24 protein-coding genes are annotated in these 24,370 nt (G+C 67.7%); 7 read left to right on the forward strand and 17 right to left on the reverse strand.

Annotated elements, in window-relative coordinates; genetic code table 11:
• Window positions 1-14 precede the first annotated feature (14 nt).
• On the forward strand, window positions 15-995 hold the full coding sequence (locus ACQ4L4_RS02745) for an Hsp33 family molecular chaperone HslO (protein WP_377155927.1): 981 nt from the start codon (window positions 15-17) through the stop codon (window positions 993-995).
• A gap of 173 nt (window positions 996-1,168) precedes the next feature.
• On the opposite strand, the gene ACQ4L4_RS02750 is transcribed toward ACQ4L4_RS02745, so the two are convergent.
• From ACQ4L4_RS02750 to ACQ4L4_RS02805, 12 genes are all read right to left on the reverse strand, one after another.
• Window positions 1,169-2,941 carry a bifunctional metallophosphatase/5'-nucleotidase gene (locus ACQ4L4_RS02750; RefSeq protein ID WP_431102671.1) on the reverse strand — a complete coding sequence of 591 codons (1,773 nt, stop codon included), beginning with the start codon at window positions 2,939-2,941 and terminating at the stop codon, window positions 1,169-1,171.
• 114 nt (window positions 2,942-3,055) lie between these two features.
• Complete coding sequence (locus tag ACQ4L4_RS02755; protein ID WP_431102672.1) at window positions 3,056-3,727, reverse strand: AAA family ATPase; 672 nt, start codon at window positions 3,725-3,727, stop codon at window positions 3,056-3,058.
• A 64-nt stretch (window positions 3,728-3,791) separates the two neighbouring features.
• Window positions 3,792-4,424, reverse strand: a complete 633-nt coding sequence (gene pnuC / locus ACQ4L4_RS02760) for a nicotinamide riboside transporter PnuC (protein WP_377155922.1) — start codon at window positions 4,422-4,424, stop codon at window positions 3,792-3,794.
• Between the two features lie 41 nt (window positions 4,425-4,465).
• On the reverse strand, window positions 4,466-4,735 hold the full coding sequence (locus ACQ4L4_RS02765) for a septum formation initiator family protein (RefSeq protein ID WP_431102674.1): 270 nt from the start codon (window positions 4,733-4,735) through the stop codon (window positions 4,466-4,468).
• A 92-nt stretch (window positions 4,736-4,827) separates the two neighbouring features.
• A complete protein-coding gene (gene eno / locus ACQ4L4_RS02770; RefSeq protein WP_088405489.1) occupies window positions 4,828-6,114 on the reverse strand; it encodes a phosphopyruvate hydratase in 1,287 nt (428 codons plus the stop codon).
• Window positions 6,115-6,315: 201 nt separating this feature from the next.
• Window positions 6,316-6,603 carry a DUF1330 domain-containing protein gene (locus ACQ4L4_RS02775; RefSeq protein ID WP_377155918.1) on the reverse strand — a complete coding sequence of 96 codons (288 nt, stop codon included), beginning with the start codon at window positions 6,601-6,603 and terminating at the stop codon, window positions 6,316-6,318.
• 52 nt (window positions 6,604-6,655) lie between these two features.
• Window positions 6,656-8,332, reverse strand: a complete 1,677-nt coding sequence (locus ACQ4L4_RS02780) for a CTP synthase (protein ID WP_377155916.1) — start codon at window positions 8,330-8,332, stop codon at window positions 6,656-6,658.
• Between the two features lie 60 nt (window positions 8,333-8,392).
• The gene (locus ACQ4L4_RS02785) at window positions 8,393-9,220 is read right to left on the reverse strand and encodes an alpha/beta fold hydrolase (protein ID WP_431102675.1); all 828 of its coding nucleotides are present in this window, start codon (window positions 9,218-9,220) and stop codon (window positions 8,393-8,395) included.
• Between the two features lie 35 nt (window positions 9,221-9,255).
• Window positions 9,256-11,856 (reverse strand): DNA mismatch repair protein MutS, encoded by a 2,601-nt coding sequence (mutS, locus tag ACQ4L4_RS02790; protein WP_431102677.1) that lies wholly within the window; start codon window positions 11,854-11,856, stop codon window positions 9,256-9,258.
• Between the two features lie 110 nt (window positions 11,857-11,966).
• On the reverse strand, window positions 11,967-12,389 hold the full coding sequence (locus ACQ4L4_RS02795) for a hypothetical protein (protein ID WP_431102679.1): 423 nt from the start codon (window positions 12,387-12,389) through the stop codon (window positions 11,967-11,969).
• The gene (locus tag ACQ4L4_RS02800) at window positions 12,386-12,856 is read right to left on the reverse strand and encodes a Panacea domain-containing protein (RefSeq protein ID WP_431102680.1); all 471 of its coding nucleotides are present in this window, start codon (window positions 12,854-12,856) and stop codon (window positions 12,386-12,388) included. The genes ACQ4L4_RS02795 and ACQ4L4_RS02800 overlap by 4 nt, the downstream gene beginning before the upstream one ends.
• Window positions 12,857-13,022: 166 nt before the next feature.
• Entirely contained in the window at window positions 13,023-14,000 is a 978-nt protein-coding gene (locus tag ACQ4L4_RS02805) for an inositol monophosphatase family protein (RefSeq protein ID WP_377155908.1), read from the reverse strand.
• A gap of 154 nt (window positions 14,001-14,154) precedes the next feature.
• On the opposite strand from ACQ4L4_RS02805, the gene ACQ4L4_RS02810 reads away from it, so the two are divergent.
• Together ACQ4L4_RS02810 and cysE are read left to right on the forward strand one after the other, a co-directional pair.
• A complete protein-coding gene (locus ACQ4L4_RS02810) occupies window positions 14,155-14,958 on the forward strand; it encodes an RNA methyltransferase (protein WP_431102681.1) in 804 nt (267 codons plus the stop codon).
• Window positions 14,959-15,080: 122 nt separating this feature from the next.
• Window positions 15,081-15,848 carry a serine O-acetyltransferase gene (cysE, locus tag ACQ4L4_RS02815; RefSeq protein ID WP_431102683.1) on the forward strand — a complete coding sequence of 256 codons (768 nt, stop codon included), beginning with the start codon at window positions 15,081-15,083 and terminating at the stop codon, window positions 15,846-15,848.
• 197 nt (window positions 15,849-16,045) lie between these two features.
• Here the strand turns inward: cysE and ACQ4L4_RS02820 are convergent, their stop codons facing one another.
• Genes ACQ4L4_RS02820 through yjgA form a run of 3 tightly spaced genes read right to left on the reverse strand, consistent with a single transcriptional unit; the run spans window position 16,046 to window position 17,823 of the window.
• A complete protein-coding gene (locus ACQ4L4_RS02820; RefSeq protein ID WP_431102684.1) occupies window positions 16,046-16,549 on the reverse strand; it encodes an FKBP-type peptidyl-prolyl cis-trans isomerase in 504 nt (167 codons plus the stop codon).
• A 58-nt stretch (window positions 16,550-16,607) separates the two neighbouring features.
• On the reverse strand, window positions 16,608-17,234 hold the full coding sequence (gene mog / locus ACQ4L4_RS02825; RefSeq protein ID WP_431102685.1) for a molybdopterin adenylyltransferase: 627 nt from the start codon (window positions 17,232-17,234) through the stop codon (window positions 16,608-16,610).
• Window positions 17,221-17,823, reverse strand: a complete 603-nt coding sequence (gene yjgA, locus ACQ4L4_RS02830; protein WP_431102686.1) for a ribosome biogenesis factor YjgA — start codon at window positions 17,821-17,823, stop codon at window positions 17,221-17,223. Before yjgA ends, mog begins: the two co-directional genes overlap by 14 nt.
• 122 nt (window positions 17,824-17,945) lie before the next feature.
• Here yjgA and pmbA point away from each other — a divergent pair, with 122 nt between their 5' ends.
• The 4 genes from pmbA (at window position 17,946) to ACQ4L4_RS02850 (ending at window position 21,751) form a co-directional block, all read left to right on the forward strand.
• Window positions 17,946-19,313, forward strand: coding sequence for a metalloprotease PmbA (pmbA, locus tag ACQ4L4_RS02835; RefSeq protein WP_377162023.1), 1,368 nt, complete (start codon window positions 17,946-17,948; stop codon window positions 19,311-19,313).
• Between the two features lie 283 nt (window positions 19,314-19,596).
• On the forward strand, window positions 19,597-20,679 hold the full coding sequence (locus ACQ4L4_RS02840) for a TRAP transporter substrate-binding protein (protein WP_067270047.1): 1,083 nt from the start codon (window positions 19,597-19,599) through the stop codon (window positions 20,677-20,679).
• A 150-nt stretch (window positions 20,680-20,829) separates the two neighbouring features.
• Entirely contained in the window at window positions 20,830-21,216 is a 387-nt protein-coding gene (locus tag ACQ4L4_RS02845; protein WP_431102687.1) for a hypothetical protein, read from the forward strand.
• Between the two features lie 142 nt (window positions 21,217-21,358).
• The gene (locus ACQ4L4_RS02850) at window positions 21,359-21,751 is read left to right on the forward strand and encodes a type II toxin-antitoxin system RelE/ParE family toxin (RefSeq protein WP_431104852.1); all 393 of its coding nucleotides are present in this window, start codon (window positions 21,359-21,361) and stop codon (window positions 21,749-21,751) included.
• Between the two features lie 139 nt (window positions 21,752-21,890).
• Here the strand turns inward: ACQ4L4_RS02850 and ACQ4L4_RS02855 are convergent, their stop codons facing one another.
• The gene (locus ACQ4L4_RS02855) at window positions 21,891-23,885 is read right to left on the reverse strand and encodes a response regulator (protein ID WP_431102688.1); all 1,995 of its coding nucleotides are present in this window, start codon (window positions 23,883-23,885) and stop codon (window positions 21,891-21,893) included.
• Between the two features lie 3 nt (window positions 23,886-23,888).
• Window positions 23,889-24,347, reverse strand: a complete 459-nt coding sequence (locus ACQ4L4_RS02860) for a response regulator (protein WP_377155894.1) — start codon at window positions 24,345-24,347, stop codon at window positions 23,889-23,891.
• Window positions 24,348-24,370: the final 23 nt, after the last annotated feature.

Genomic DNA, 24,370 nt, shown 5'->3' on the forward strand with positions numbered 1-24,370 from the left:
TTCAAAGGAAGCCCATGGCCACGTCCATCAAACCCGCTCCGAGCGAGCTCCACAAATTCCTCTTCGAAGGGCTGCCCGTGCGCGGCATGCTGGTCCGGCTCGACGACAGCTGGAAGGAACTGCTCGGTCGCCGCAAGGAGCCGCTGGCGCCGGCGGTGCGCGACCTGCTCGGCCAGATGACCGCGGCCGGCGTGCTGATGCAGGCCAACATCAAGTTCAACGGCGCGCTGATCTTCCAGGTGATGGGCGACGGGCCGCTGAAGCTGGCGGTCGTCGAGGTGCAGCCGGACGCCAGCTTCCGCTCCACCGCCAAGACGCGCGAGACGGTGGTGGACGATGCGACCTTGCAGCAGATGCTCAACGTGCACGGCCAGGGCCGCGTCGCGATCACGCTCGATCCCAAGGACCGCCTGCCGGGCCAGCAGCCGTACCAGGGCGTCGTGCCGCTGAGCGGCCCGCAGGGCCAGCCGCTGGAGAAGCTCAGCGACGTGCTGCAGCACTACATGCGGCAGTCGGAGCAGCTCGAGACCACGCTGGTGCTCGCCGCCAACGACCAGTTGGCCGCCGGCCTGCTGATCCAGCGCCTGCCGATCGAAGGCGAGGGCAACCTCGAGCCGGGTGCCAGCTCGGGCGTCGCGCGCGAGGAGATGGAGGATGCCTACAACCGCATCAGCATGCTGGCCGCCACCCTGACGGCGGAAGAGTTGCTGACGCTGGACAGTGACACCATCCTGCGCCGTCTGTTCTGGGAGGAGAACGTCCGCCGTTTCGATCCGCAGTACCCGCGCTTTGCCTGCACCTGCTCGCGCGAGCGGGTGGGGCGCATGCTGCTGGGTCTGGGCAGACAGGAGGTGGACGAGATCCTGGCGGAGCTGGGCGGCGTCGAGATCGGCTGCGAGTTCTGCGGCAACCACTATGTCTTCGACCCGGTGGATGTCGGCGAGCTGTTCACCGACCCGCAAAACCAGGCCCCGGGATCGAAGCAGGTCCAGTAACGGTGCCTACGCGCTCCGCCAAGAAGCGGAGTCAGCCAGCGCCGCGCCCCGCCAAGAACGGGGGGCAGCGAGCGCTTGTGGGGCCGGAGTGATGCTGGGGGTTCCCGGAGGGATGCCCCCTGCTTCGCGGAGAGCCCGCGCTCCGCCTTCCGACCTCGTTCTTCCCGGTCGCGTCAGGGCGTATCGACGCGCACGACCCGATCCAGCGCCGTTGCCTTCACGCGCTGGGTGCCATGAGCCTTGAAGTAGGCCTCCAGCGCATCCACGTCCATCGGCCCGGTCTGCACCAGCCGCGCGGTCGTGAAGGTATTGAAGCTGTCGCCGCCGACCTGCAGGAAGTTGTTGATGACGACGCGGACCTTCTGATCGGGGGCGATCGCCCGGCCATTGAGCGTCATGCTGCCGGGCACCACACGCGAGCCGAGCGGCCGGCGCTTGTCCCAGCGGTAGCTGAAGCCTTGCGAGGTCTGCAGCGGCAGGAATTTCTTCGCATCGCTGGCCCACCATTGCTCTTCGAGCACCGCCTGCAACTGCGTGCCGGTCATCTCGACCACCACCAGTGCATTCGAGAACGGCAGCGCCGCGAAGAGATCGCCGAAGGTGACCGTGTCGTCCGCGCGATGGATCAGCCCGGTGCGGACGCCGCCGATGTTCTGGAACGCGACCTGCGCGCCGCCGTTCTCTGGCGCGCGCGTCGCGGCCAGCATCGCGTCGGCCACGAGCTGGCCCATCGTCGAGCCGCCGCCTTCGTTCCTGTCTTCGCCTTCCTTGCTCAGCGCCAGAGCGAGGAAGCCGACCTGGCGCTCGATCAGCGGTTGAGCGACGTGCTGGTAGCTGCTGATCAGCAGCGTCTGGCGCGGGTCCTTCGCCGTCTCCGGGCGCACCACCACGTTGTTGGCGCGCGCCTCGGTCATCGTGCCGGTGGCGCGGTCCAGGGTCAGGTCGATCTCGGTGACCAGGGTGCCGTACTTGTCGCCGCTGGTGACCAGACGGCCGTCGATGCGGCAGTTGTAGGCGCGGTGCGTGTGGCCGGACACGATCAGGCCGACGCGCTTGTCCAGCTGCTTGACGATGTCGACGATCGGCCCGGAGATCTCCGGGCAGTCGTTGATGCCGCCGCTGGGGTAGCCGCCTTCGTGGATCAGCACGACGAACGCGTGCACGCCCTGGCGTTCCAGCTCGGGCACCAGGCGGTTGATCGTCTGCGCCTCGTCGTCGAAGCGCAGGCCCTTGATGCCGGTCGGGCTGACCAGCTCCGGCGTGCCCTTCAGCGACAGGCCGATGAAGCCCACCGGCACGCCGTCGAATCGCTTGATCGCGTAGGCCGGCAGCACGGACTGGCCGGTCTTCTCATCGATGGTGCTGGCGGCGAGGTACTGGTACTTCGCGCCCTTGAACTCGGTCGGGCCCTTGCAGCCGTCCTTCGGGTGGCAGCCGCCGCGCTGCTTGCGCAGCAACTCGTCGATGCCCTGGTCGAACTCGTGGTTGCCGACCGAGGAGATGTCCAGTCCCATCATGCCCAGCGACTCGATCGTCGGCTCGTCATGGAACAGCGCCGACAGCAGCGGGCTCGCGCCGACCAGGTCGCCGGCGGCCACGAACACATGGTTGGGATTCTTCGCCTTGATCTGCGCGACCACCGTGGCCATGCGCTCCGCGCCGCCGGCTTGCAGCGTGATCGTCTTGTCGGGGTTCTGCGGATCGGGCAGCTTGATGCCGCCGGCCGGCGGGAGCAGGTTGCCGTGGAAGTCGTTGATCGCCAGCACCTTGACGGCGACCGAACCGCTGGTCGGCGTCGCGGTCTTCGTGGCCGCGGCCGATGTCTCCAGCGAGGGCGGCAGCGGCGCCTGCGGCCCGGAGGAGCTCAACGATCCGCAGGCGGCGAGCAGTGCCGCGCTCAGCAGCATCGACAGAGCGCCTAGCGGGCGGACGGAAGAACGGTTCATCGGGGAGGCTCCAGGAACGCCGTGATCTCGAAAATCCTCGACGTCCGCAAATGTTTGCGACGGCGAAGTGGCGGATTGTGCCTCGGCTGTGTGGCCGGGCCGTGAGCGCCGCGTTCAGGCGCGCGGCAGGCGCTCGGCGGTGCGGCTGGCGTGCTCGCAGGCGGGGTCGTCGCAGAGCTCGCAACGCCAGTCGCCGCCCAGGCATTCCTCGCGCTGCAGCAGGCGGCCGAACAGGCCGTCCTCGCGGCCCAGATGCGGTCTGAGCAGCGGACCGAGCGCGTTGAGCGCCTGTTGCAGGCGCTCCGGGCCGGCGCCCGAGACCAGGCTGTAGCCGAGGCCGGCCTCGCGCAGCGCGCGGCGCACCAGACGGTCCGTCGGCTGTTGCGCATGCGGGCCGTCGCGCATGTCATCGGCGACCCAGGGCAGGTCCAGCGCCATCAGCAGCGTGGCGTCCATGCGGGCCTGGACCTGCAGCGCGAATGGATAGAGGCTGGTGTCGTCGAACAGCTGCTCGCTGTAGACCGCGGTCATCAGCGGCGTCGTGTCGTGCAGGACGAGGTCGTGATCGACGGCGGCGGCTTCGGCGCGGCGCCATTGCTCCTCGGCGATCGCGCGCTGTTCGTCGGGGCGCGGCGTGCGGCCCTCGCGCTCGCACCACTCGCGCAGGTACTCGCCGACCAGCGCGCAGCGCAGCCGCGTCTGGGCGCTCAGGTGCTCCAGCAGCGCCACGCCGAGGCGGCTCTTGCCGGTGCTCTCGGCGCCGACGAGGGCGATGTGCAGCGTCATGGTGGGAATGATGGCAGGGCGTCGCGCAGGGGCGTCAGACGAGCTGCGCTGTGAGAGCGATCGGTCAAGCGGCCATCGCTGCTGGCCGCAGCTGGCGCTGCCAGGCGCGCCAGCCCGCCACCGACATCGGCACGAACACCGCGTACAGCACGACCGTCAGCCAGTAGCCCTTGAGCGCGAACAGCCCGATGCTGACCAGGTTGACCATCACCCAGACGGGCCAGTTCTCCTGGTACTTGCGGCCGAGCAGCCACTGGCCGGTGATGCTGGCCACCGTCGGGAGGGCATCCCAATAGGGGAGGGGGGAATCGGTGCGGTGCTGCAGGAACATCCCCAGCAGCGGCCAGGCCGCCAGGGTGAACAGCAGCGCGGTGACGCGGCCCTTCGGACCGAGCGTGCGCACATGCAGCGTGTGGCCGTCGGCCGTGCGCCCGCGCATCCACTGCCACCAGCCCCACAGCGCGAGTGCGGCGAACAGCAGTTGCAGCGAGGCCTCGCCGTAGAGCTTGCCGCTCCAGAACAGCAGGAAGTAGAGCAGCGAGCTGGTCAGCGCCAGCGGCCAGGCCAGCACCTGCACGCGCATGTTGCAGACGACCATCCAGATCGCCAGCGCGAACGCGACGAGCTCCAGCCAGCTGATCGGGCTGCCGAGGGCGTGGAAGGCGGGCGAGAGCGCCCAGGCGAGCAAGGCATCCATCGGCGAGCGCATGCAGGAGTGGCGGGAGGCGGAATTGTGATTCAGCGGCGCAGCGGGACGAAGACTTCGTCCGGCTTGACCATGCCCAGTTCCATGCGGGCCTTTTCCTCGACCATCTCGAGGCCTTCGCGCAGGTCGAGCAATTCGGCCTGCAGCTGCGTGTTGCGCGCGCGGGCCTTCTCGTTGGCTTCGTCCTGCTCGCGCAGTTCGGCGCGCAGCTGGACCCCGCGGGCCAGGCCGGCCTTGCCGAACCAGAGCTGGGCCTGGATGGCGACAAGGAACGCGGTGAGGACGATGGCCAGGGCTTTCACAGGCCGCGAGTTTAGCTGCAACGAAAAAGGGCAGGCCCGTGGGCCTGCCCTTCGAACGCGGGGAGCGCCCGCTCAGCGGACGTCCGCGTGGTTCAGCGCAGGTTGTAGAACGCGGCGCGGCCCGGGTACACCGCCACGTCGCCCAGGTCTTCCTCGATGCGCAGCAGCTGGTTGTACTTGGCCATGCGGTCCGAGCGCGACAGCGAACCCGTCTTGATCTGGCCAGCGTTCAGGCCGACGGCGATGTCGGAGATCGTCGAGTCCTCGGTCTCGCCCGAGCGGTGCGAGATCACGGCGGTGTAGCCGGCGCGCTTGGCCATCTCGATGGCGGCGAAGGTCTCGGTCAGCGTGCCGATCTGGTTGATCTTGATCAGGATCGAGTTGGCGATGCCCTTGTCGATGCCTTCCTTCAGGATCTTGGTGTTGGTGACGAACAGGTCGTCGCCCACCAGCTGCACCTTGTCGCCGAGCTTTTCGGTGATGTGCTTCCAGCCGTCCCAGTCGCCTTCGGCCATGCCGTCCTCGATCGAGATGATCGGGTACTTGTCGACCCAGGTGGCCAGCATGTCGGTCCATTGTTCGGCCGTCAGCTGGATGCCGCCTTCGCCTTCCAGCACGTACTTGCCGTCCTTGTAGAACTCGCTGGCGGCGCAGTCCAGGCCCAGGGCGATCTGCTCGCCGGCGGTGTAGCCGGCCTTGTCGATCGCTTCCAGGATCATCTGGATCGCGGCTTCATGGTTCTCGACGTTCGGGGCGAAGCCGCCTTCGTCGCCGACGGCGGTCGACATGCCCTTGGCGTCGATGATCTTCTTGAGCGCGTGGAAGACCTCCGCGCCCCAGCGCAGCGCCTCGCGGAACGACGGCGCGCCCACGGGGATGATCATCAGTTCCTGCAGGTCGATCGAGTTGTTGGCGTGCGCGCCGCCGTTGATGACGTTCATCATCGGCACCGGCAGCTGGTTGCCGCTCATGCCGCCGAAGTAGCGGTACAGCGGCAGGCCCGATTCTTCCGCGGCGGCGCGCGCCACGGCCATCGACACGGCCAGCATCGCGTTGGCGCCCAGGCGGCTCTTGTTCTCGGTGCCGTCCAGGTCGATCAGGGTCTTGTCCAGGAAGGCCTGCTCCGAGGCGTCCAGGCCCAGCACGGCTTCCGAGATCTCGGTGTTGATGTGCTCGACGGCCTTCAGCACGCCCTTGCCGAGGTAGCGCGACTTGTCGCCGTCACGCAGCTCGATGGCTTCGCGCGAACCGGTCGACGCGCCCGACGGCACGGCGGCGCGGCCCATCACGCCGGACTCCAGCAGCACGTCGCATTCCACGGTGGGGTTGCCGCGGCTGTCGAGGATCTCTCGGCCGACGATGTCAACAATGGCGCTCATGGGAACAGTCTCCAGAAGTGAAAAAACGCGGTCGGCGCGCATGGTGCCAGCAACGGGTTACCTTGGCTGAACAACCTGCGTCCGGATATTGGGGGACGAAACGGAGGATGGAATGCGGAGGCGAAAAAAAGCCACCGGGCCGCTGGCCGTCCGTCTGGACAGGCTGGCGGCGCGATGGCTCGTGCAGGGCATGGCGGGGGATCAGACGCCGTCGACGACGATCATGCGCATCACGCCGGCGTGCTCGCGCAGCGACTTCGCATGCTGGTAGGTCTCCGAGTCGTAGAAGGCCTTGGCCGCGGCGCGGTCGGGGAACTTCAGCACCACCAGGCGGCTCGGCGTCCAGGGGCCTTCCAGCACCTCGATCTCACCACCGCGGACCAGCACTTCCGCGCCGTGCTCCTGCATCGCCTTGGTGCTCCATTCACGGTACTTGGCCATCTGGTCGGCGTCGGTCACGGTCACGTCGGCAATGATGAAGGCGGGCATGGGCGGTGTCTCTGTTGTTGGTGTCTGAAGTCGTCCCGGACCCGGTCGGGGCTCAGGCCGCCGCGGGCGCGCTGACCTCGTGGCCGGCCTTGGCCTTGTGTTCCAGCGCGGCCTTGATGAACGCGATGAACAGCGGGTGGCCGTCCCACGGGGTCGACTTGAACTCCGGGTGGAACTGCACGCCCATGTACCACGGGTGCACATTGCGCGGCAGCTCGACGATCTCGGTCAGCTTCTCGCGCTGCGTGATCGCCGAGATCACCAGGCCGGCGTCCTGCAGCTGGTCCAGATACTGCTCGTTGGCCTCGTAGCGGTGGCGGTGACGCTCGTTCACGACCGGGCCGTAGATCTCGTAGGCCAGCGTGCCCGGCTTGACGTCGGAGCTCTGCGCGCCCAGGCGCATCGTGCCGCCGAGGTCGGACTGGGCGTTGCGCTTCTGGATCGAGCCGTCCGCGTCCTGCCATTCGTCGATCAGCGCGATCACCTTGTGCGGCGCGTCGGGTTCGAACTCGGTCGAGTTCGCGCCGTCCAGGTGCGCCTTGTGGCGCGCGTATTCGATGGTCGCGACCTGCATGCCCAGGCAGATGCCCAGGTAGGGCGTCTTGTGCTCGCGGGCGTACTGGGCGGCGAGGATCTTGCCTTCGACGCCGCGCTTGCCGAAGCCGCCCGGCACCAGGATCGCGTCGTACTTGTCGAGCTGCTGCGAGTGCTCGGCGTCCAGCGTCTCCGAGTCCACATACTCGATGTTGACGCGGGCGTGGTTGTGGATGCCGGCGTGGCGCAGCGCCTCGTTCAGCGACTTGTAGCTGTCCGACAGGTCGGTGTACTTGCCGCACATGGCGATGGTCACTTCGGTCTTCGGGTTCTCGACCTCGTTGACCAGCGTGTCCCAGCGCTTCAGGTCCGCGGACTTGGTGTTGAGCTGCAGCTTGGTGCAGATCATCTGGTCCAGGCCCTGCTCATGCAGCATGCGCGGGACCTTGTAGATCGTATTGACGTCCCACATCGAGATCACGCCGTACTCGGGCACGTTCGTGAACAGCGAGATCTTCTCGCGCTCGTCGTCCGGGATGCGGCGATCGGCGCGGCACAGCAGTGCGTCGGGCTGGATGCCGATCTCGCGCAGCTTCTGCACGGTGTGCTGCGTGGGCTTGGTCTTGAGTTCGCCGGCGGCGGCGATCCACGGGACGTAGGTCAGGTGCACGAACGCGACGTTGTTCGCGCCGGCCTTCAGGCTCATCTGGCGCGCGGCTTCCAGGAAGGGCAGCGACTCGATGTCGCCGACCGTGCCGCCGATCTCGACGATCGCCACGTCCACCGCGTCCGCCGTGCCGTGACCGGCGCCGCGACGGATGAAGTCCTGCATCTCGTTGGTGATGTGCGGGATCACCTGGACGGTCTTGCCGAGGTAGTCGCCGCGGCGCTCCTTCTCCAGCACCGACATGTAGATCTGTCCGGTGGTGAAGTTGTTGCTCTTCTTCATCCGCGTGGTGATGAAGCGCTCGTAGTGACCCAGGTCCAGGTCGGTCTCCGCGCCGTCGTCGGTCACGAACACCTCACCGTGCTGGAACGGCGACATCGTCCCCGGATCCACGTTGATGTAGGGATCCAGCTTGATCAGGGTGACTTTGAGGCCGCGGGACTCGAGAAGGGCCGCGAGAGAGGCCGATGCGATGCCCTTGCCGAGAGAGGACACGACACCGCCGGTGACGAAGACGTACTTGGTCATTGTCTTGCAGCGCCGGTTTTCCGAGCAGGAAACCAAAAACGCCGTGGTGGTAAAAGGAGATTATAGCGATGCCGATTTGGCCTCGATCTCGCCCATCAATTCGAGGACGAGCGCCGCCGTGTCGTCCGGTCTTTCGAAGGGGTAGAGGTGGGTGCCCTCGAACCAGCGGAACAGGTCCTTGGCGAGCGCCTTGGACCCGGCCGCGTTGGCCTGCCGCAGTTCTTCGGACTGCGTGCCCGCGATGAACGCCACCGGACACTTCGGCGCGTGGCCGTGCAGGATGCGCGGCAGGTTGTGGGGCAGCGTGTTGTAGATGCGGGTCTCGATCTCGCGCGTGAAGCCCAGGCGCACCTGACCGTCCTCGTGCGCGTCGAAGCCGCTGGCGATGTAGTCCTTCAGCACGCGGGGATCCCAGCGCGCGAACTTGTTCTTGGCGGCGAAATGCGCGTGCGCCTCTTCGAGGCTGGGCCATTCGTAGCGCCGTTGGTGAGAGACCTTGCCCGGCGAGACGCGCTTGATCAGGCCGGCGGACTTCACCACGCGCAGGCTGTGCGCGCGCCAGCCGTCGATCACCGGGGAGTCCAGCATCACCAGGCCCTGCGCGAGCGACGGCTTGCGGCAGGCGACCAGCAGCGACAGCAGGCCGCCGAGCGAATGTCCGACCAGCATCACCGGCGCGGTCGGCTTGACCTCGTCCTGGATGAAGTGCAGCAGCTCGTCGCGCAGGTGTGGCCAGTTGCTGGTCACCGGATAACGCGGGTCGTGGCCGATGCGCGGCAGCGCGTGCACCGTCCAGCCCGCGTCGCGCCAGCGGTCGAAGAGCACCCGGTAGCAGCCCGCCGGAAACCCGTTGGCATGCGAGAAGACGAGGGTCTTGGTCGAGTCCATGGGGTCAGGTCTGGCGCGTCGGATCGGCGGAGGGTTCAGTGCCGGCCGGCGGCCAGCAGCTTGAGCTGGTACAGCGCCGCATGGGCCTCGCGGGGGCTCAGCGCGTCGGGATCGAGGTCCCGCAGCGCGTCCAGCAGCTCGGACGGCTCCTCGGCCACCGCGCCCGGCGCTGGCTCCGGCGGCGGGGCGAACAGGTCGATCTGCGTCTCGCCCTCGGTGGCGCGGGCTTCAAGGGCTTCGAGCGCCGCGCGGGCCTGCCGCACGACCGGACCCGGCATGCCGGCCAGCCGCGCCACCTGCACGCCGTAGCTGCGGCTCGCCGGACCGGGCTGGATCTCGTGCAGGAAGACGATGTTCTCGCCGCTCTCGACCGCCGAGACATGCATGTTGACCGCCTGCGGATGCTTGGCCGGGAACTCGGTCAGCTCGAAGTAGTGCGTCGCGAACAGCGTGAACGCGCGGCACTTGTCGTGCAGGTGGGTGGCGATCGCGCCGGCCAGCGCCAGGCCGTCGAAGGTCGAGGTGCCGCGGCCGATCTCGTCCATCAGCACCAGCGACTGTTCGGTCGCGCTGTGCAGGATCGCGGCGCCTTCGGTCATCTCCAGCATGAAGGTGGACTGCGCGTTGGCCAGGTCGTCCGCCGCGCCGATCCGCGTGTGGATCGCGTCGATGGGCCCCAGCCGGCAGGCGGTCGCCGGCACGTAGGCGCCGATGGCCGCCAGCAGCGCGATCAGCGCGACCTGGCGCATGAAGGTGCTCTTGCCGCCCATGTTCGGGCCGGTGATCACCATCAGCTTGGTGCGCGCGTCGAGCCGGCAGTCGTTGGCCATGAACTCGCCGGCGCCGGTCTCGCGCAGGCGGGCCTCGACCACCGGATGGCGGCCGCCCTGGATGTCGATGCAGGGATGCGGGACGAACTCGGGGCGGCACCAGTTCAACGTGGCGGCGCGTTCCGCGAGCGCGGCCAGCACATCCAGCGACGCCAGCGAGCGCGCCAGCCGTCCAAGCGCCGGCATCTCCTCGGTGAGCTGGTCGATGACCATCTCGTAGAGCATCTTCTCGCGGGCGAGCGCGCGTTCGTTCGCGGACAGCGACTTGTCCTCGAAGGCCTTGAGCTCGGGGGTGATGAAGCGCTCGGCGTTCGTCAGCGTCTGGCGGCGGGTGTAGTCGGCGGGGATCTTCTCGAGGCCGCTGTTCGTGACCTCGATGTAGAAGCCATGCACCTTGTTGAACTTGACCCGCAGGTTGCCGATGCCGGTGCGCGCGCGTTCGCGGACTTCCATCGCGAGCAGGAACTGGTCGCAGTCGGTCTGCACGGCGCGCAGGTCGTCGAGCTCCTCGTCGAAGCCCTTGGCGATCACGCCGCCTTCGCGGATCAGCGCCTGCGGCTCTTCCGCGATCGCGCGGCTCAACAGCTCCGCGATGTGCGGCGAGGCGCGCAGGCCTTCGGACAACTCGTCGAGCAACTTCGCGCCGGCAGGGACCGTCTGCGCGAGTTCGGGCAGGATCAGCAAGGTCGCGCGCAAGCCGGCGAGTTCGCGCGGACGCACCTGGCGCAGCGCGATGCGCGCGGCGATGCGCTCCACGTCGGAGACCTGCCGGAAGGCTTCCCGCAGCGGCTCGAAGCCGGTGCTCATCAGTTCGGCGATGGCCTCCTGACGTTCGCGGGCGACCGTGCGTTCACGCTCCGGGTGCAGCAGCCAGAAACGCAGCGCGCGGCTGCCCATGCCGGTGCGGCAGGTGTCCAGCAGCGACAGCAGCGTCGGCGAGGTCTCGCCGCGCAGCGTCTGCGTCAACTCCAGGTTGCGCTGGGTGGCGGGCGGCAGGTCCAGGAGGTCGGACGCGCGCAGCACGCGCAGGCTCTTCACGTGGCTCAGCGCGCGGCTGCCCTGGGTGCTCTCGGCATAGGACAGCAGGCAGGAGGCGGCCGCATGCGCGGCGGGCAGGTCCTGCGCGTTGAGGCCCTGCAGGTTCGCAACGCCGAGTTGCTCGCAGAGCTTGCGATTGCCCAGGTTCGTATCGAACTGCCAGCTCTGGCGATTGGTGATCGGCAGCTTGGCGCCCAGCACTGCCTGCGGATGTTTCTCGCGATCGACCAGGACCTCCGCCGGCGACAGGCGGGCGATCCACGAGGGCAGATCGCGTTCGCCGCACTGCGCCAGACCGATCTGCCCCTGCGTCATCGAGAGCCAGGCCAGGCCGAAGGTCTTGCCCTGCGTGGCGATGGACAGCAGGATCGAGTCCTGCTTGTCGGCGAGCAGCTCGGATTCCGTGACGGTGCCGGGCGTGGCGACACGCACGACCTTGCGTTCGACCGGCCCCTTGGTGGCGCCGACTTCGCCGGTCTGCTCGGCGATCGCGACGGACTCACCCAGCTTGAGCAGCTTGGCGAGGTAGGACTCCAGCGAATGCACCGGCACGCCGGCCATGACGACCGGTTCGCCGCCGCTCTGGCCGCGGGTGGTCAGCGTGACATCGAGCAGCGCGTTGGCCTTGCGGGCGTCGTCGAAGAAGACCTCGTAGAAGTCCCCCATCCGGTAGAAGAGCAGTGTGTCCGGATGCTCGGCCTTGAGGCCGAAATACTGCTGCATCATCGGCGTGTGGTGGCTGAAATCGGCAGGGACGGCGCTGGTCATCGGGAGCGGTGCGGACGGGAAATGGACAACGCCCTCGTGCGGAGGGCGCTGTGGTGGCTGACTGGGAGAAGAGTGTAGGGCATGGCTGGACATGATCGGGGCTGCCGGTATCACTGGTAGAGACGGTGTTCGGGATCGAGCCAGACGATGTAGAACACTTCGTCGACCAGGATGCCGTGAACGCGACCGTGCTTGTTGGCGCTCAGTTGGAACTGCCAGGCTTCCTCACGCTGCCAGGAGGGCGGCAGGTGGGCAAAGCCATTCTGTTCGGTGGTCTTGCTCCAGAGGTGGCGATGCGCGCGAAGAGATTTTCCCTTGGACGTTCGGAATTCCGCCGGATGCAGGGTCGAGACCGCTTGCAAACGGTCGAGCAGTTGCCGCAAGTAGGACGCAGCATGGTCAAGGTCAGGCAAACCAAACTTGGGAGTGGTCTGCAGGTGCTTGAAAGAGAAGCGGAGGCAGGGGTCCGGAAGTTTCTGTTCCAGATGCTCTCGAATGACCTGCGCCCGCGAAGGAGTCTTCCTGGTGTTCATGCGACCTCCTGGCGAGTGCCCTCTGCTGCGAAGAATCGCTGCATCGAGGCATGGGAAATCACCGCCGTGCACGAGTCATCATGTCGCGACAGGCCCTTGCGTGCTTCGTTCCAAGGCGGTTCGTTGCGGGTGCGCTGATGCAGGGCGTATCCCGTGTCTTCGCCGTAGATCTCCAGGATCTCTTCGACCAGCTTCTGCAATCGCTCGCCCAGGTCTTCCGGCGGAGGAGTGCGCTTGACGATGGGTACATGCCAATGACCGTCGTAGAGCTGCTCGATGGCAGGGCATGTGGGGCCGTGCATCCACGCCTCGATCCGGTCTTCGAAGGCGGGCTCCTGGAAGTGGGCGAGATGCCAGCCCTGCACGTAGTACAGCAGCTTGTGCAGCTTGGCCGTCGTGATCGGGTCACCGATCTCTAGGAAATGGGCCAGGATGTATTCGGAGATCTTCTTGGCGGTGGAGGGCATGGCGTTCACCTCACGGGTCGTTGTGCGAAATGCTTGCAGCCATGCTAGGTCTGCTCCAGCGGCTCGCGCTCCAACCGTTCGCGCCAAAAACGACAAAGCCCTCCAAGGGGAGGGCTTCGTTGATCGGCGTCAAGGACGCCGCGGATCGTCGGGAAGGCCGATGGAATCAGGCTTCCGCGCCGCCGTCGTTCTTCTTGATGCGCACCGGCGCGCGCTTCTTCGGCGCCTCGCTTCCCCCTTCGGTGGTGGCCGCGGCCTTCTTCCGGGGGGCTGCCTTGTCAGCGGGCTCGCCGCCCGCAGCCGCGTCCGCGTCCGCGTCCAGCGCGTCCTGCGTGATCACGCGGGTATACGGCGCCAGGATCTGCACCAGCGGGCCGTAGATGCGCGGCGTGCCCGCGACGATCTCGCGCTGATGCAGGAAGTCGGGTTCGCCGGTGAAGTTGCCGACCAGGCCGCCCGCTTCCTGGATGATCAGCGAGCCCGCGGCCACGTCCCACGGGTTCAGGCCGGTCTCGAAGAAGCCGTCGTAGTGGCCCGCGGCCACGTAGCACAGGTCCAGCGCGGCCGCGCCCGGGCGGCGCACGCCGGCGACCTGGGTCATGACGTCCTCGAACATCTTCAGGTAGCGCTTGAAGTTGTCGCCGCGGCGGAACGGGAAGCCCGTGCCGATCAGCGCGTCACTCATGCGGGTGCGCTTGCTGACGCGGATGCGCTTGTCGTTCAGGTAGGCGCCGCGGCCCTTGGTCGCGTAGAACAGGTCGTTGCGGGTCGGGTCGTAGACGACGGCCTGCTGCACGATGTTGCGGTGCGCCAGCGCGATCGACACGCAGTAGAACGGCAGGCCGTGGATGAAGTTGGTCGTGCCGTCCAGCGGGTCGATGATCCACTGGTACTCGGAGTGCCTCGCGCCGTATTCGCGGCCGGATTCTTCGGCCAGGATGCCGTGGTCGGGGTAGGCCTGCAGCAGCGTCTCGATGATCGCCTGCTCGGCGGCCTGGTCCACTTCGGTCACGAAGTCGTTGGGCGACTTGGTGTTGATCTTCAGAATGTCCAGGTCCATCGACGCGCGGTTGATGATCGCGCCGGCGGTACGCGCCGCCTTGATGGCGACGTTGAGCATGGGATGGTGAGCGGCTTGCGTCATGCGGGACGGTTCCTGTGGGAAGTGGACTGGCGAAAGGAAAGAGCGTGCGTCGGCCCTGGGGCCTGTGGTCAGAACCTCGGGCGCGAATTGAATCGCGAGCGAGGGGACCGGCGCGGATAATCGACCATTTTGACACAGACTCGTGGTTTCCCCTATGCCCCCGGCTGACTCCGGCACGACCGCCCGCCCTCCGACGTCGGATCCGACACGTTTCGTGCTGATCGAGACCAGCCACCCCGGCAACGTCGGCTCGACCGCGCGGGCGATGAAGGTGATGGGTTTCCGCGACCTGGTGCTGGTGCGGCCCCGCTTCGCCGACGTGCTGAGCCAGGAGGAGACGGTGGCCATGGCCAGCGGCGCGGCCGACATCCTGGCCCGCGCGCGCATCGTCGACCGCGTCGAGGACGCGCTCGACGGCTGTACCTTCGTCTGCGCCACGGCGATGACGCCGCGCGATTTCGGACCGCCGACGCGCGAGCCCAGATCGCTGTTCGCCGAACTGGCGATGGGGGAGCCGCTCCCCCATCAGGTGGCTTTCCTCTTCGGCTCCGAGCGCTACGGCATGAGCAACGAGGACGTCTACCGCGCGCATGCGGTGCTGTCGATCCCGACGCATCCGGACTACGGCTCGCTGAACCTGGCGCAGGCGGTCCAGTTGATCTCCTACGACTGGCGCCAGGCGCTGGGCGGCTACGCGGTGGCGCCGCGCACGGCCGATCCGCAACTGGCCGACGCGCAGGCGGTCCAGGGGCTGCTGACGCATCTGGAAGGCAGCCTCGTCCACCTGGGCTACCTCGACCCGGCCTCACCCAAGAAGCTGATGCCGCGGCTGAACCAGCTCTTCAACCGCGCCGGGCTGACGAAGGAAGAGGTCCACATCCTGCGCGGCATCGCCCGTGCGATCGAGAAGACCCACCCCGCCGCCGGCACGCCCCCCGCACTCGGGGGAGACGAATAGGCGAGGTCGTGGTGCCCGCGCGGCAGCCCAGTAGGCCTGCGGCCGGCAAGGTCGGGACCCGCCGCTAAACTGGCCGACCCTCAGCTCCAGCCCCTCGCGGGCTGCCATCGGGTCCCCCCACCATGTTCCAGCGTCTTCGCGAAGACATCGCCTGCATCCTCGAACGCGACCCCGCCGCCCGCTCGGCCTGGGAGGTGCTGACCTGTTATCCGGGTCTGCACGCGCTGGTGGTGCATCGCTGTGCGCACTGGTTCTGGCTCCGTGGCCTGCGCTGGCTGGGACGTTTCACCTCCCACGTCGGCCGCTTCCTGACCGGCATCGAGATCCACCCCGGCGCGACCATCGGCCGGCGCGTGTTCATCGACCACGGCATGGGCGTCGTCATCGGCGAGATGACCGAGATCGGCGACGAGGTCACGATCTACCAGGGCGTGACCCTGGGCGGCACTTCGCTGGTGAAGGGCGCCAAGCGGCACCCGACGCTGGAGCGCGGCGTGATCGTCGGCGCGAATGCCTGCATCCTCGGCGGCTTCACGGTCGGGGAGGGCGCGCGCGTCGGCTCCGGCGCGGTGGTCACCAAGCCGGTGCCGCCGGGCGCGACGGCGGTCGGCAATCCGGCGCGCGTCATCGAGGCCAAGCTCGATGCCAGACGTGAGGAGGCGGCGGCGCGCATGGGCTTCTCGGCTTACGGCGTGACGCAGGGCGACGACCCGGTGGCGCTGGCCATGAAGGGCCTGATCGACAACGCCTCGACCCAGGAGCACCAGATCGCGCTGCTGTGGCAGGCGATCGCGAAGCTGTCCGAGGAAGAGCGCAGGGACTGCGTGCCGCAAGGCGCGCAGCAGGGCGAGCACTTCGACGCGGCGGAGTTGTCGCGGCTGGTGAAGTGAGCCGTTGGATTCGCCAAGCGGCAGAGCCTGGCTCACTCCCTCTCCCGCTTGCGGGAGAGGGCAGGGGTGAGGGCCAGCGGCGGTGGAAGTGCTGAAGACTTCTTGCTGACTGCCTCGTCCGCTGGCCCTCACCCCCACCCTCTCCCGCAAGCGGGAGAGGGGGAAAGAGGAGTGGCAGCGCGAAGAGCGGGGACAGGTCAGTGATGGTGCCCGTGCGCGCCGTGCGCGTGACCGTGCTCGATCTCTTCCTGCGACGCGGCGCGGACGTCCGTGACCTTCACGCTGATCTTCAGGTGCTGGCCGGCCAGCGGGTGGTTGCCGTCCAGGTGCACGGTGTCGCCCTTGACCTTCACGACGGTGAAGACATGGAAGCCATCGTCGGCCGCCGGCTCTTCCTCGCCTTCCTTGGCCTGACGGATCTGGATCTGGCCGCCGACCTTCACGCCGGGCGGGAAGTCCTTCTTCGGGATCGTGATCAGCAGGCTCTCGTCGCGCTCGCCGAAGCCGGTCTCGGGCGTCAGCTCGATCGTGGTGGCGTAGCCCTTCTCCTGGCCTTCCAGCGCGGCTTCGACGACCGGCAGCGTGTTGCCGTAGCCGCCGATCAGCAGCGCCATCGGCTCGTCGGTCTTCTCGATGATCTGGCCGAGCTTGTTCGCGACCTTCAGTTCGACGGTGGCGATGGTGTCCTTGGTGATCTTCATGGGGTGTTGCTCAGTGCGTGCTTCTTGTGGAGGCCCCTCGTGGAGGCCGCGGGGGTGGTCAGCCCGGGCGCTTGGGCCGTTGGGCGGTCTTGGGACGGAACGCGGCGCAGATCGCGTCGCGTGTTTCAAGGTAGGGGCCGCCGATCAGGTCGATGCAGTACGGCACCGCGGCGAAGATGCCGCTGGCGGCCTCGTGGCCGGCCAGCGTCTCGGCGATCGCCTTGGGCTGGCCCGGCAGGTTGATGATCAAGGCCTGGCCGCGGATCACCGCGACCTGGCGCGACAGGATCGCGGTGGGCACGAAGCGCAGCGAGATCTGCCGCATCTGCTCGCCGAAGCCCGGCATCACGCGGTCGGCGACGTCCACGGTCGCCTCGGGCGTGACGTCGCGGATCGCGGGGCCGGTGCCGCCGGTGGTGAGCACGAGGTCGCAGCGCGTCTCGTCGACGAGCTCGCGCAGCGTGCGCGCGATGAGCTCGCGTTCATCGGGGATCAGCCGCGGCTGGAACTCGATCGGATTGATCAGCGCCGAGCGCAGCCAGTCCTGCAGCGCGGGCAGGCCCTTGTCCTCGTAGACGCCGCTGGAGGCGCGGTCGCTGATCGAGACGATGCCGATGCGCACCGGCTCCGGCGGGGGCAGCGCCACGCCGTCAGCCGGCAGGGCCGCGGGCTCACTCATCGTCATCCTCGCCGGCCGCTTCCGAGTCGTCGACCGCGTCGCCCTTGCCCGCGAGCACGTGGCCCTTCACGAACTGGAACAGCTCGCGCCAGGCGCGGCCGTTGCGCTGCTCGGGCGCCTGGGCGCGGTCCTTGCGGGCGGCGCGGATCAGGCTGCGCAGCTGCTGGGTATCGACCTCGTCGAAGGCGTCGAGGAAGCCCTGCAGCGCGTTGTCGTCCTCGACCAGTCGCACGCGCCAGCGCTCGGCCTGGTGCAGTTCGAGCGAGTCCTGCGCGCGGCCGAGCTTGAACTCGGCGACCGCCTCGCGGATCGGTTCGGGGTCGACCTGGCGCATCAGCTTGCCGATCAGCTGCAGGTGGCGCTTCTTGCCGCTGCGGGCGGTGCCGGCGACGATGCGGCGGCCTTCCTTGATCGCATCAAGCAGCGATTCCGGCAGGTCGAGCGCGGCCACGCGCTTCTCGGGCAGCGTGAGCAGTTCTTCGCCCAGCGCCTGCAGCGCGTCCATGTCGCGCTTGAGCTGGCTTTTGCTGGGGCGGTCGTCTTCGAAGTCGTCGAAGTCCGCGCGGTCGTCGTGGTCGTCGTGGTCGGCGTTCATGAGGGGAAGAAAGCGAGAAGCCCCGACCGGAAGGGCGGGGCACAGCGCCCGTATGATAGTCGCCACCCCGCCGCGGCCTCGGATTCCCCCAGGCCGCGCTGCTTTCCAAAGAGACCGCATTCATGAGTCAAGCCGAGCAAGGATTCGCCTACAGCCAGGACCATTTCCGCCAGTTGATCGAGGACGTGCTCGCCGAGGCCAAACGCCAGGGCGCCAGCGACGCCGGCGCGGAAGTCTCCGAAGGCAGCGGCATGTCGGTGTCGGTGCGGCGCGGCCAGCTCGAGAACGTCGAGCGCAACCGCGACAAGTCGCTGGGCATCTCGGTCTACCTGGGCCAGCGCAGAGGCAACGCGAGCACCTCGGACTTCTCGCCGCAGGCGCTGAAGGACACCGTGCGCGCGGCCTACGACATCGCGCGCTTCACGGCCGAGGACGAATTCGCCGGCCTGCCGGACGAGCAGGACCTGTCGCTCGACGAAGCGGCGCGGCCGTCGCTGGACCTCTTCCATCCGTGGGCGATCACCGCCGAGCAGGCCGCCGAGCTGGCGCTGCGCTGCGAGGACGCGGCGCTGAAGACGGACGCGCGCATCACCAACTCGGAAGGCGCGGCGGTCTCGGCGCAGCAGTCGCACTTCTATTCGGGCAACTCGCGCGGTTTCCGCGGCGGGTATGCGAGTTCGCGGCATTCCGTGTCGGTGGCGCCGATCGCTGGCCGTGGCGCGGGCATGGAGCGCGACGCCTGGTACAGCTCGATGCGTGACGCGGCGGATCTCTCCTCCGCCGAATCGATCGGCCGCTACGCCGCCGAGCGTGCGCTGGCGCGACTCAAAGGCCGCAAGGTCAAGACGGCCAGCGTGCCGGTGCTGTTCGAGGCCCCGGTCGCGGCCGGCCTGCTCGGCGCGCTGGTGCAGGCCACCAGCGGTGGCGCGCTCTACCGCCGTGCGAGCTTCCTGCTCGACAGCCTGGACCAGCAGATCCTGTCGCCGCATGTGGAGGTCGTCGAAGATCCGCACATCGTCAAGGGCAAGGGCAGCTCGCCCTTCGACGACGAGGGCGTGGTCACCAAGGCCCGCACCGTGGTCGAGGCGGGCGTGCTCAAGGGCTACTTCCTGTCGACCTATTCGGCGCGCAAGCTGGGCCTGCGCACGACGGGCCACGCAGGCGGCTCGCACAACCTGACGATGCGCAGCAAGGCGACCGCACCCGGCGACGATCTGCCGACGATGCTGCGCCGCCTCGGCACCGGCCTGTTCGTCACCGAGCTGATGGGGCAGGGCGTCAACTACGTGACCGGCGACTACTCGCGCGGCGCGAGCGGCTACTGGGTCGAGAACGGCGTCATCGCCTTCCCGGTCAACGAGATCACGATCGCAGGCAACGTCAAGGAGATGTTCAAGCAGATCGTGGGCATCGGCGCCGATACCTACACGCTGGGCAGCAAGACGGTGGGATCGATCCTGCTGGAGAACATGAAGCTCGCCGGCGCCTGACGCGGCGTTCCGTCCTGCGATCACCGAGCGCCGGCCCGGAAGGCCGGCAGGCCCGCGTCGTCAATCGCGTCGCAGGCTCCGCATTCCTCCTCGGGCCTGCCGGCCTTCCGGGCCTCCTGGGCCTCCTGGGTCTTTCGGGTCTCTCGGGCCTCTCGGGCTTCCGTGATCCGTCGGCGGTGTGTGGGGTGGTGGTTGTCAGGTTGACGCCAGCCGTCCAGTGGTTAATCCTGTTTTCGCTCGGGCACCCAGGAGGGTGCTCCATACCAACGAAAAAGGAGACTTCATGGAGCGTCGTTCGTTCGTCAAGAATGCCGGCCTGGCCGGCGTGCTGGCCGCAGGTGCGGCACCGGCCATCGTGCATGCGCAGGCCAACATCCGGTGGCGGATGGCGTCGAGCTTCCCCAAGCAACTCGACACGATCTACGGCGGCGGCGAGGTCTTCGCCAAGAAGGTCAGCGAGCTGAGCGGCGGCAAGTTCCAGATCAGCGTGCATGCGGGCGGCGAGCTGATGCCGGCGTTCGGCGTGGTCGACGGCGTGCAGAACGCGACGGTCGAGATCGCGCACACGGTGCCGTACTACTTCTTCGGCAAGGACGAGACCTTCGCGATCGGCGCGTCCATCCCGTTCGGGCTGAACTCGCGGCAGATGACGGCGTGGACCTTCCACGGCAACGGCCTGAAGCTGATGCGCGAGTTCTACCGGAACTACAACATCATCAACTTCCCCGGCGGCAACACCGGCGCGCAGATGGCGGGCTGGTACCGCAAGGAGATCAAGTCGGCGGCGGACTTCAAGGGCTTGAAGTTCCGCATCGGCGGTTTCGCCGGCCGGGTGATCGAGCGCATGGGCGGCGTGCCGCAGAACCTGCCGGGCGGCGAGCTCTATTCGGCGCTGGAGAAGGGCACGATCGACGCCGCGGAATGGGTCGGTCCGTACGACGACCTGAAGCTGGGCTTCAACAAGGTCGCGCCGTTCTACTACTACCCCGGCTGGTGGGAGGGCGGCCCGCAGGTCGACTTCTTCATCAACACCAAGGCCTATGAAGGGCTGTCGCCCGAGTACAAGGCGATCGTGGAAGCGGCGTCCGCGTACGTGCATGTGGACATGCAAGCCAAGTACGACGTGCTGAATCCGCAGGCGCTCAAGCAACTGGTGGCGGCCAAGACCAAGCTGATGCGCTTCCCGAAGGACACGATGGACCTGGCGTTCAAGGAGTCGATGGCGCTGTACGCCGAGCTGTCGGCGAAGAACCCGAACTGGAAGAAGGTCTACGAGGATTACGCCAACTTCCGGCGTGACCAGAACCTGTGGTTCCGCTTCGCGGAAGCGGGCTTCGACGACTACATGCAGTCGCAGCGGTTCTGATCCGGATCGACGTCCGCAACGACATCCGCTGATCGCGGGCCGCACTTCGAAAGGGGCGCGGCCCGTTCCGCTTGTGGCGAGCCCTTGAGCCGAGGGCAGGGGCCGTGGCGTCACAATCGGTCCTCGATCAACCGGCATCAGGATGAGTTCATGAATCAGGAAACGCAGTCGCTCGAGGCGCTCCTCAAGGCCCTTCGCGTGCTGCTCACGGTGCTGCTGACGCTGACCGTCATCGCCGTGATCTGCTTCCGGCTCTTTGCCTACGCGTTCACGTATGCGTCCCCGCCGTTCTGGGCGCTCGTGCCGGCGGGTGTGCTCGCGGGGCTGCTGATCATGCTGCTCGTGCCGCAACCGGTGCGCCGCATCGGCGCGGTGCTGCTGCTGGTGCTGTATGCGCTCAGCATCGTCTTCTTCGGCTGGCGCCACGTGATGGAGCTGTACGCATCGGACGGTCCCTTCGCCTTCGATCTCTTCGAGGCGGTGTTGATCGTCCTGCTGGCCGTGCCGAGTCTGGTACGCCGCAGATCCACATTCTGAAATCGGGCTGGCGCCACGCCCCCCATCAGTAGGCCGTCTTCAGAACGAATCGTTCGCACGCAAGACCTGGCACTGACCTTCATCGCAGTGATGCGCGGAGGTCGATGTGGCGGTGTACGTGGTGCGTTGGTTCAGGCGCTGGATGGATCAGTACGGGCTTGCGGAAACCGATCTGTGTCGAGCTGTGCACGAGATGGCGCAGGGATTGATCGATGCGAGGCTTGGCGGCGGTCTGGTGAAGAAGCGCGTTGCTCGAAATGGTCAAGGAAAGCGTGGTGGCTTTCGGACGATCGTGGCCACTCGTCAATCGGGGCATTGGTTTTTCGTTTACGGTTTCACCAAGAGCGATCAGGCGAATATGGATCGCCAGACGGAGCAGGATTGCCGAGAGGTCGCTCGGCACTTCTTGTCGCTCGATGCAAGGGCGCGCGAGTGCCACGTTGATTCTGGACACCTCTTCGAAATGGATTGCGATGCACAAGTCCCTGAACATTTCTCAGCTGATGATGCGCGGAACGTTCTTCGACCTCTATAAGAGTGGCGCCGTCACTAAGGCGCAGTACATGGGGGTACAAGCCCGCTATCGACCTCGGTTGCAACCTCGCGAATCTGCGGAACCGTTTCGACCGCACAAGCGCCGTGCACTGACTGCCGCTGGTCCTCGACGCTGACCCTCAATCCCCGCCCGCCTTGCGCCCCAGCGCTTCCTGCACCGCGCGCGTGAGCGCGGCCAGTTCGATCGGCTTGGCCACGTAGCCCTGGAACCCGGCCGCGAGGCCTTCCTGCCGATCCGCGACCATCGCGAAGGCCGTCAGCGCCACCGCCGGCAGCTTGTCGGGGCTGCCTCCCGGCAGCTGCCGCACCGCGCGGATCAGCGAGCGCCCGTCCATCTCCGGCATCCCGATGTCGGACACCAGCAGGTCGTAGTGCTCCTCGCCATCTTCGAGCCGCGACAGCACCTCCGCCGCGCTCGTCGCCACGCTGACCTTCGCGCCCAGGCGGCTCAGCGCCACCTGGCCGACCTCGCGCGCGTCCTCCTCGTCATCGACGAGCAGCACCCGCACGCCCGACAGCGTGTCTTCCGACAACTCCACCGGCTCCGCGCACGGCGAGGGCGCCAGGGCCTGCTCCGCCAGCATCGGCAGGCGCAGCTCGAAGACCGCGCCGCGGCCCGGGCCCGGGCTGTCGGCGCTGATGCGGCCCTGGTGCAGTTGCGCGATTGCGCGCGCGATCGCCAGGCCCAGGCCGAGGCCGCCGACCTTGCGCGTCTTCGAGCCGTCCTCCTGCCGCAGCCGGTCGAAGACGAAGGGCAGGAACTCCGGCGAGATGCCGCGACCCGTGTCCCGCACGCGCAGCAGCGCGCAGCCGTTCTCGACCTCGACCTGCACGTCGACGCGGCCGCCGCTCTCGGTGAACTTGATGGCGTTGCCGATCAGGTTCGTGATCACTTGCGACAGGCGCTGCGCATCGCCCGGGATCCACACCGGCGCGGCCGCATGGCAGTTCAGCGCCACGCCCTTGCCCTGCGCCTCGTGCAGCGCGCCCAGCACCGAGTCCGCCGCCAGCGCCGCCAGGTCCATCGGCGTCGTCTGCAGCATCAGCTTGCCGGCCACGACCGCGCTCATGTCGAGCAGGTCGTTGATCATCCGCGCCTGAAGCTGCGCGTTGCGCCGGATCACCGTGGAGGCCTTGCCCAGCAGCGGATGAGCGTCGGAGAAATTGGTCAGGATGTCCGCCCAGCCGGTGATCGCGCTCAGCGGCGAGCGCAGCTCGTGCGACAGCACCGCGAGGAACTGGTCCTTGAGCTCGTTGGCCCGCTCCGCCTCTTCCTTGCCTTGTCGCAGCGCCTGCTGCGCCTCGTAGGCCGGCGTCGTGTCCCGGATGATCTTCGAGAACCCCGTCGTCACGCCCGCCGCGCTGAACAGCGGCGTCACCACGCCCTCGGCGCGCAGCCGCGTGCCGTCCTGCCGCATCAGCCAGCGGTCGTCGCGCGCCGCGCCCTGCGTCAGCGCCTGCGCCAGTTCGTTCTCCAGCACGCCCGCCGCGCGGTCTTCCGGCGTCAGCAGGATCTCCGCCGACATGCCACGCACGTCGTCCAGCGCATGGCCGAAGATCATCCCCGCCGCGCGGTTCCAGTCCCGGATGCGGCCTTCGGTGTCCAGCAGGATCACCGCGTGGTCCTGCAGCGAATCGACCACCCGCGCATACAGCGCGTCGGCCTCGCGCAGTTGCGCCTCGACCTGGATCTGCGCCTCGCGCTGGCGCACCTCGCGCAGCGCGCGGTCGATCGCGACCGGCAGCCGCGTCAGCCGGCCCTTCATCACGTAGTCGGTGGCGCCGCGCTTGAGCAGCTCCACCGTGTTCTCCTCGCCGATCACGCCGGACACGAAGATGAAGGGCGTGCCGGGCACCAGCCGCTGCGCCAGCGTCAGCGCCTCCGCCCCGGTGAAGCCCGGCAACTGGTAGTCGGACAGGATCAGGTCGAAGCGCTGTGTCTCCAGCGCGCCCAGCAGTTGCGGCTCGTCCTTCACCCAGGTCACCCGTGCGCGGGGATGCGTCGTCTCCAGCGACGCGAGCAGCAGTTCGGCGTCGAAGGTCGAGTCCTCCAGCAGCAGGATCTCCAGCGGCGGCGAACCCGCGTCGTCGGGCGGCGGTGACGTGTCAGTCATGGCTCATTCGTAGCGGCGCGTGGCGCGCAGCGATCCGGGCGGCGGTTCGTTCAGCACGGCCCAGAACACGCCCAGGTCCGCGATCGCCGCGACGAACTGCTTGAACTCCACCGGCTTCACGACATACGCGTTCACGCCCAGCTCGTAGCTGTGGACCACGTCCGACTCGGTCTGCGACGAGGTCAGCATCACCACCGGGATGCTCTTGAGCCGTTCCGTGGCGCGGACCGCCTTCAGCACCTCCAGCCCGTTCACCTTCGGCAGTTTCAGGTCCAGCAGGATGACGGCCGGATTGCCCTCGGCGCGGTCCGCGTGGACGCCTTCGCGGTTCAGGTAGTCCAGCGCCTCGGCGCCGTCGCGCACGATGATCACTTCGTTGGCGAGCTGGCTGCGTTCGAGGGCGACCAGCGTCAGTTCGAGATCGCGGGCGTCGTCTTCAACAAGCAGGATGGGCTTGAGCATGGCGTTCGGGGGGGGCTTGGGGG

The sequence above is a fragment of the Roseateles noduli genome (assembly GCF_050626985.1).
Lineage (GTDB): Bacteria > Pseudomonadota > Gammaproteobacteria > Burkholderiales > Burkholderiaceae_C > Roseateles > Roseateles noduli_A.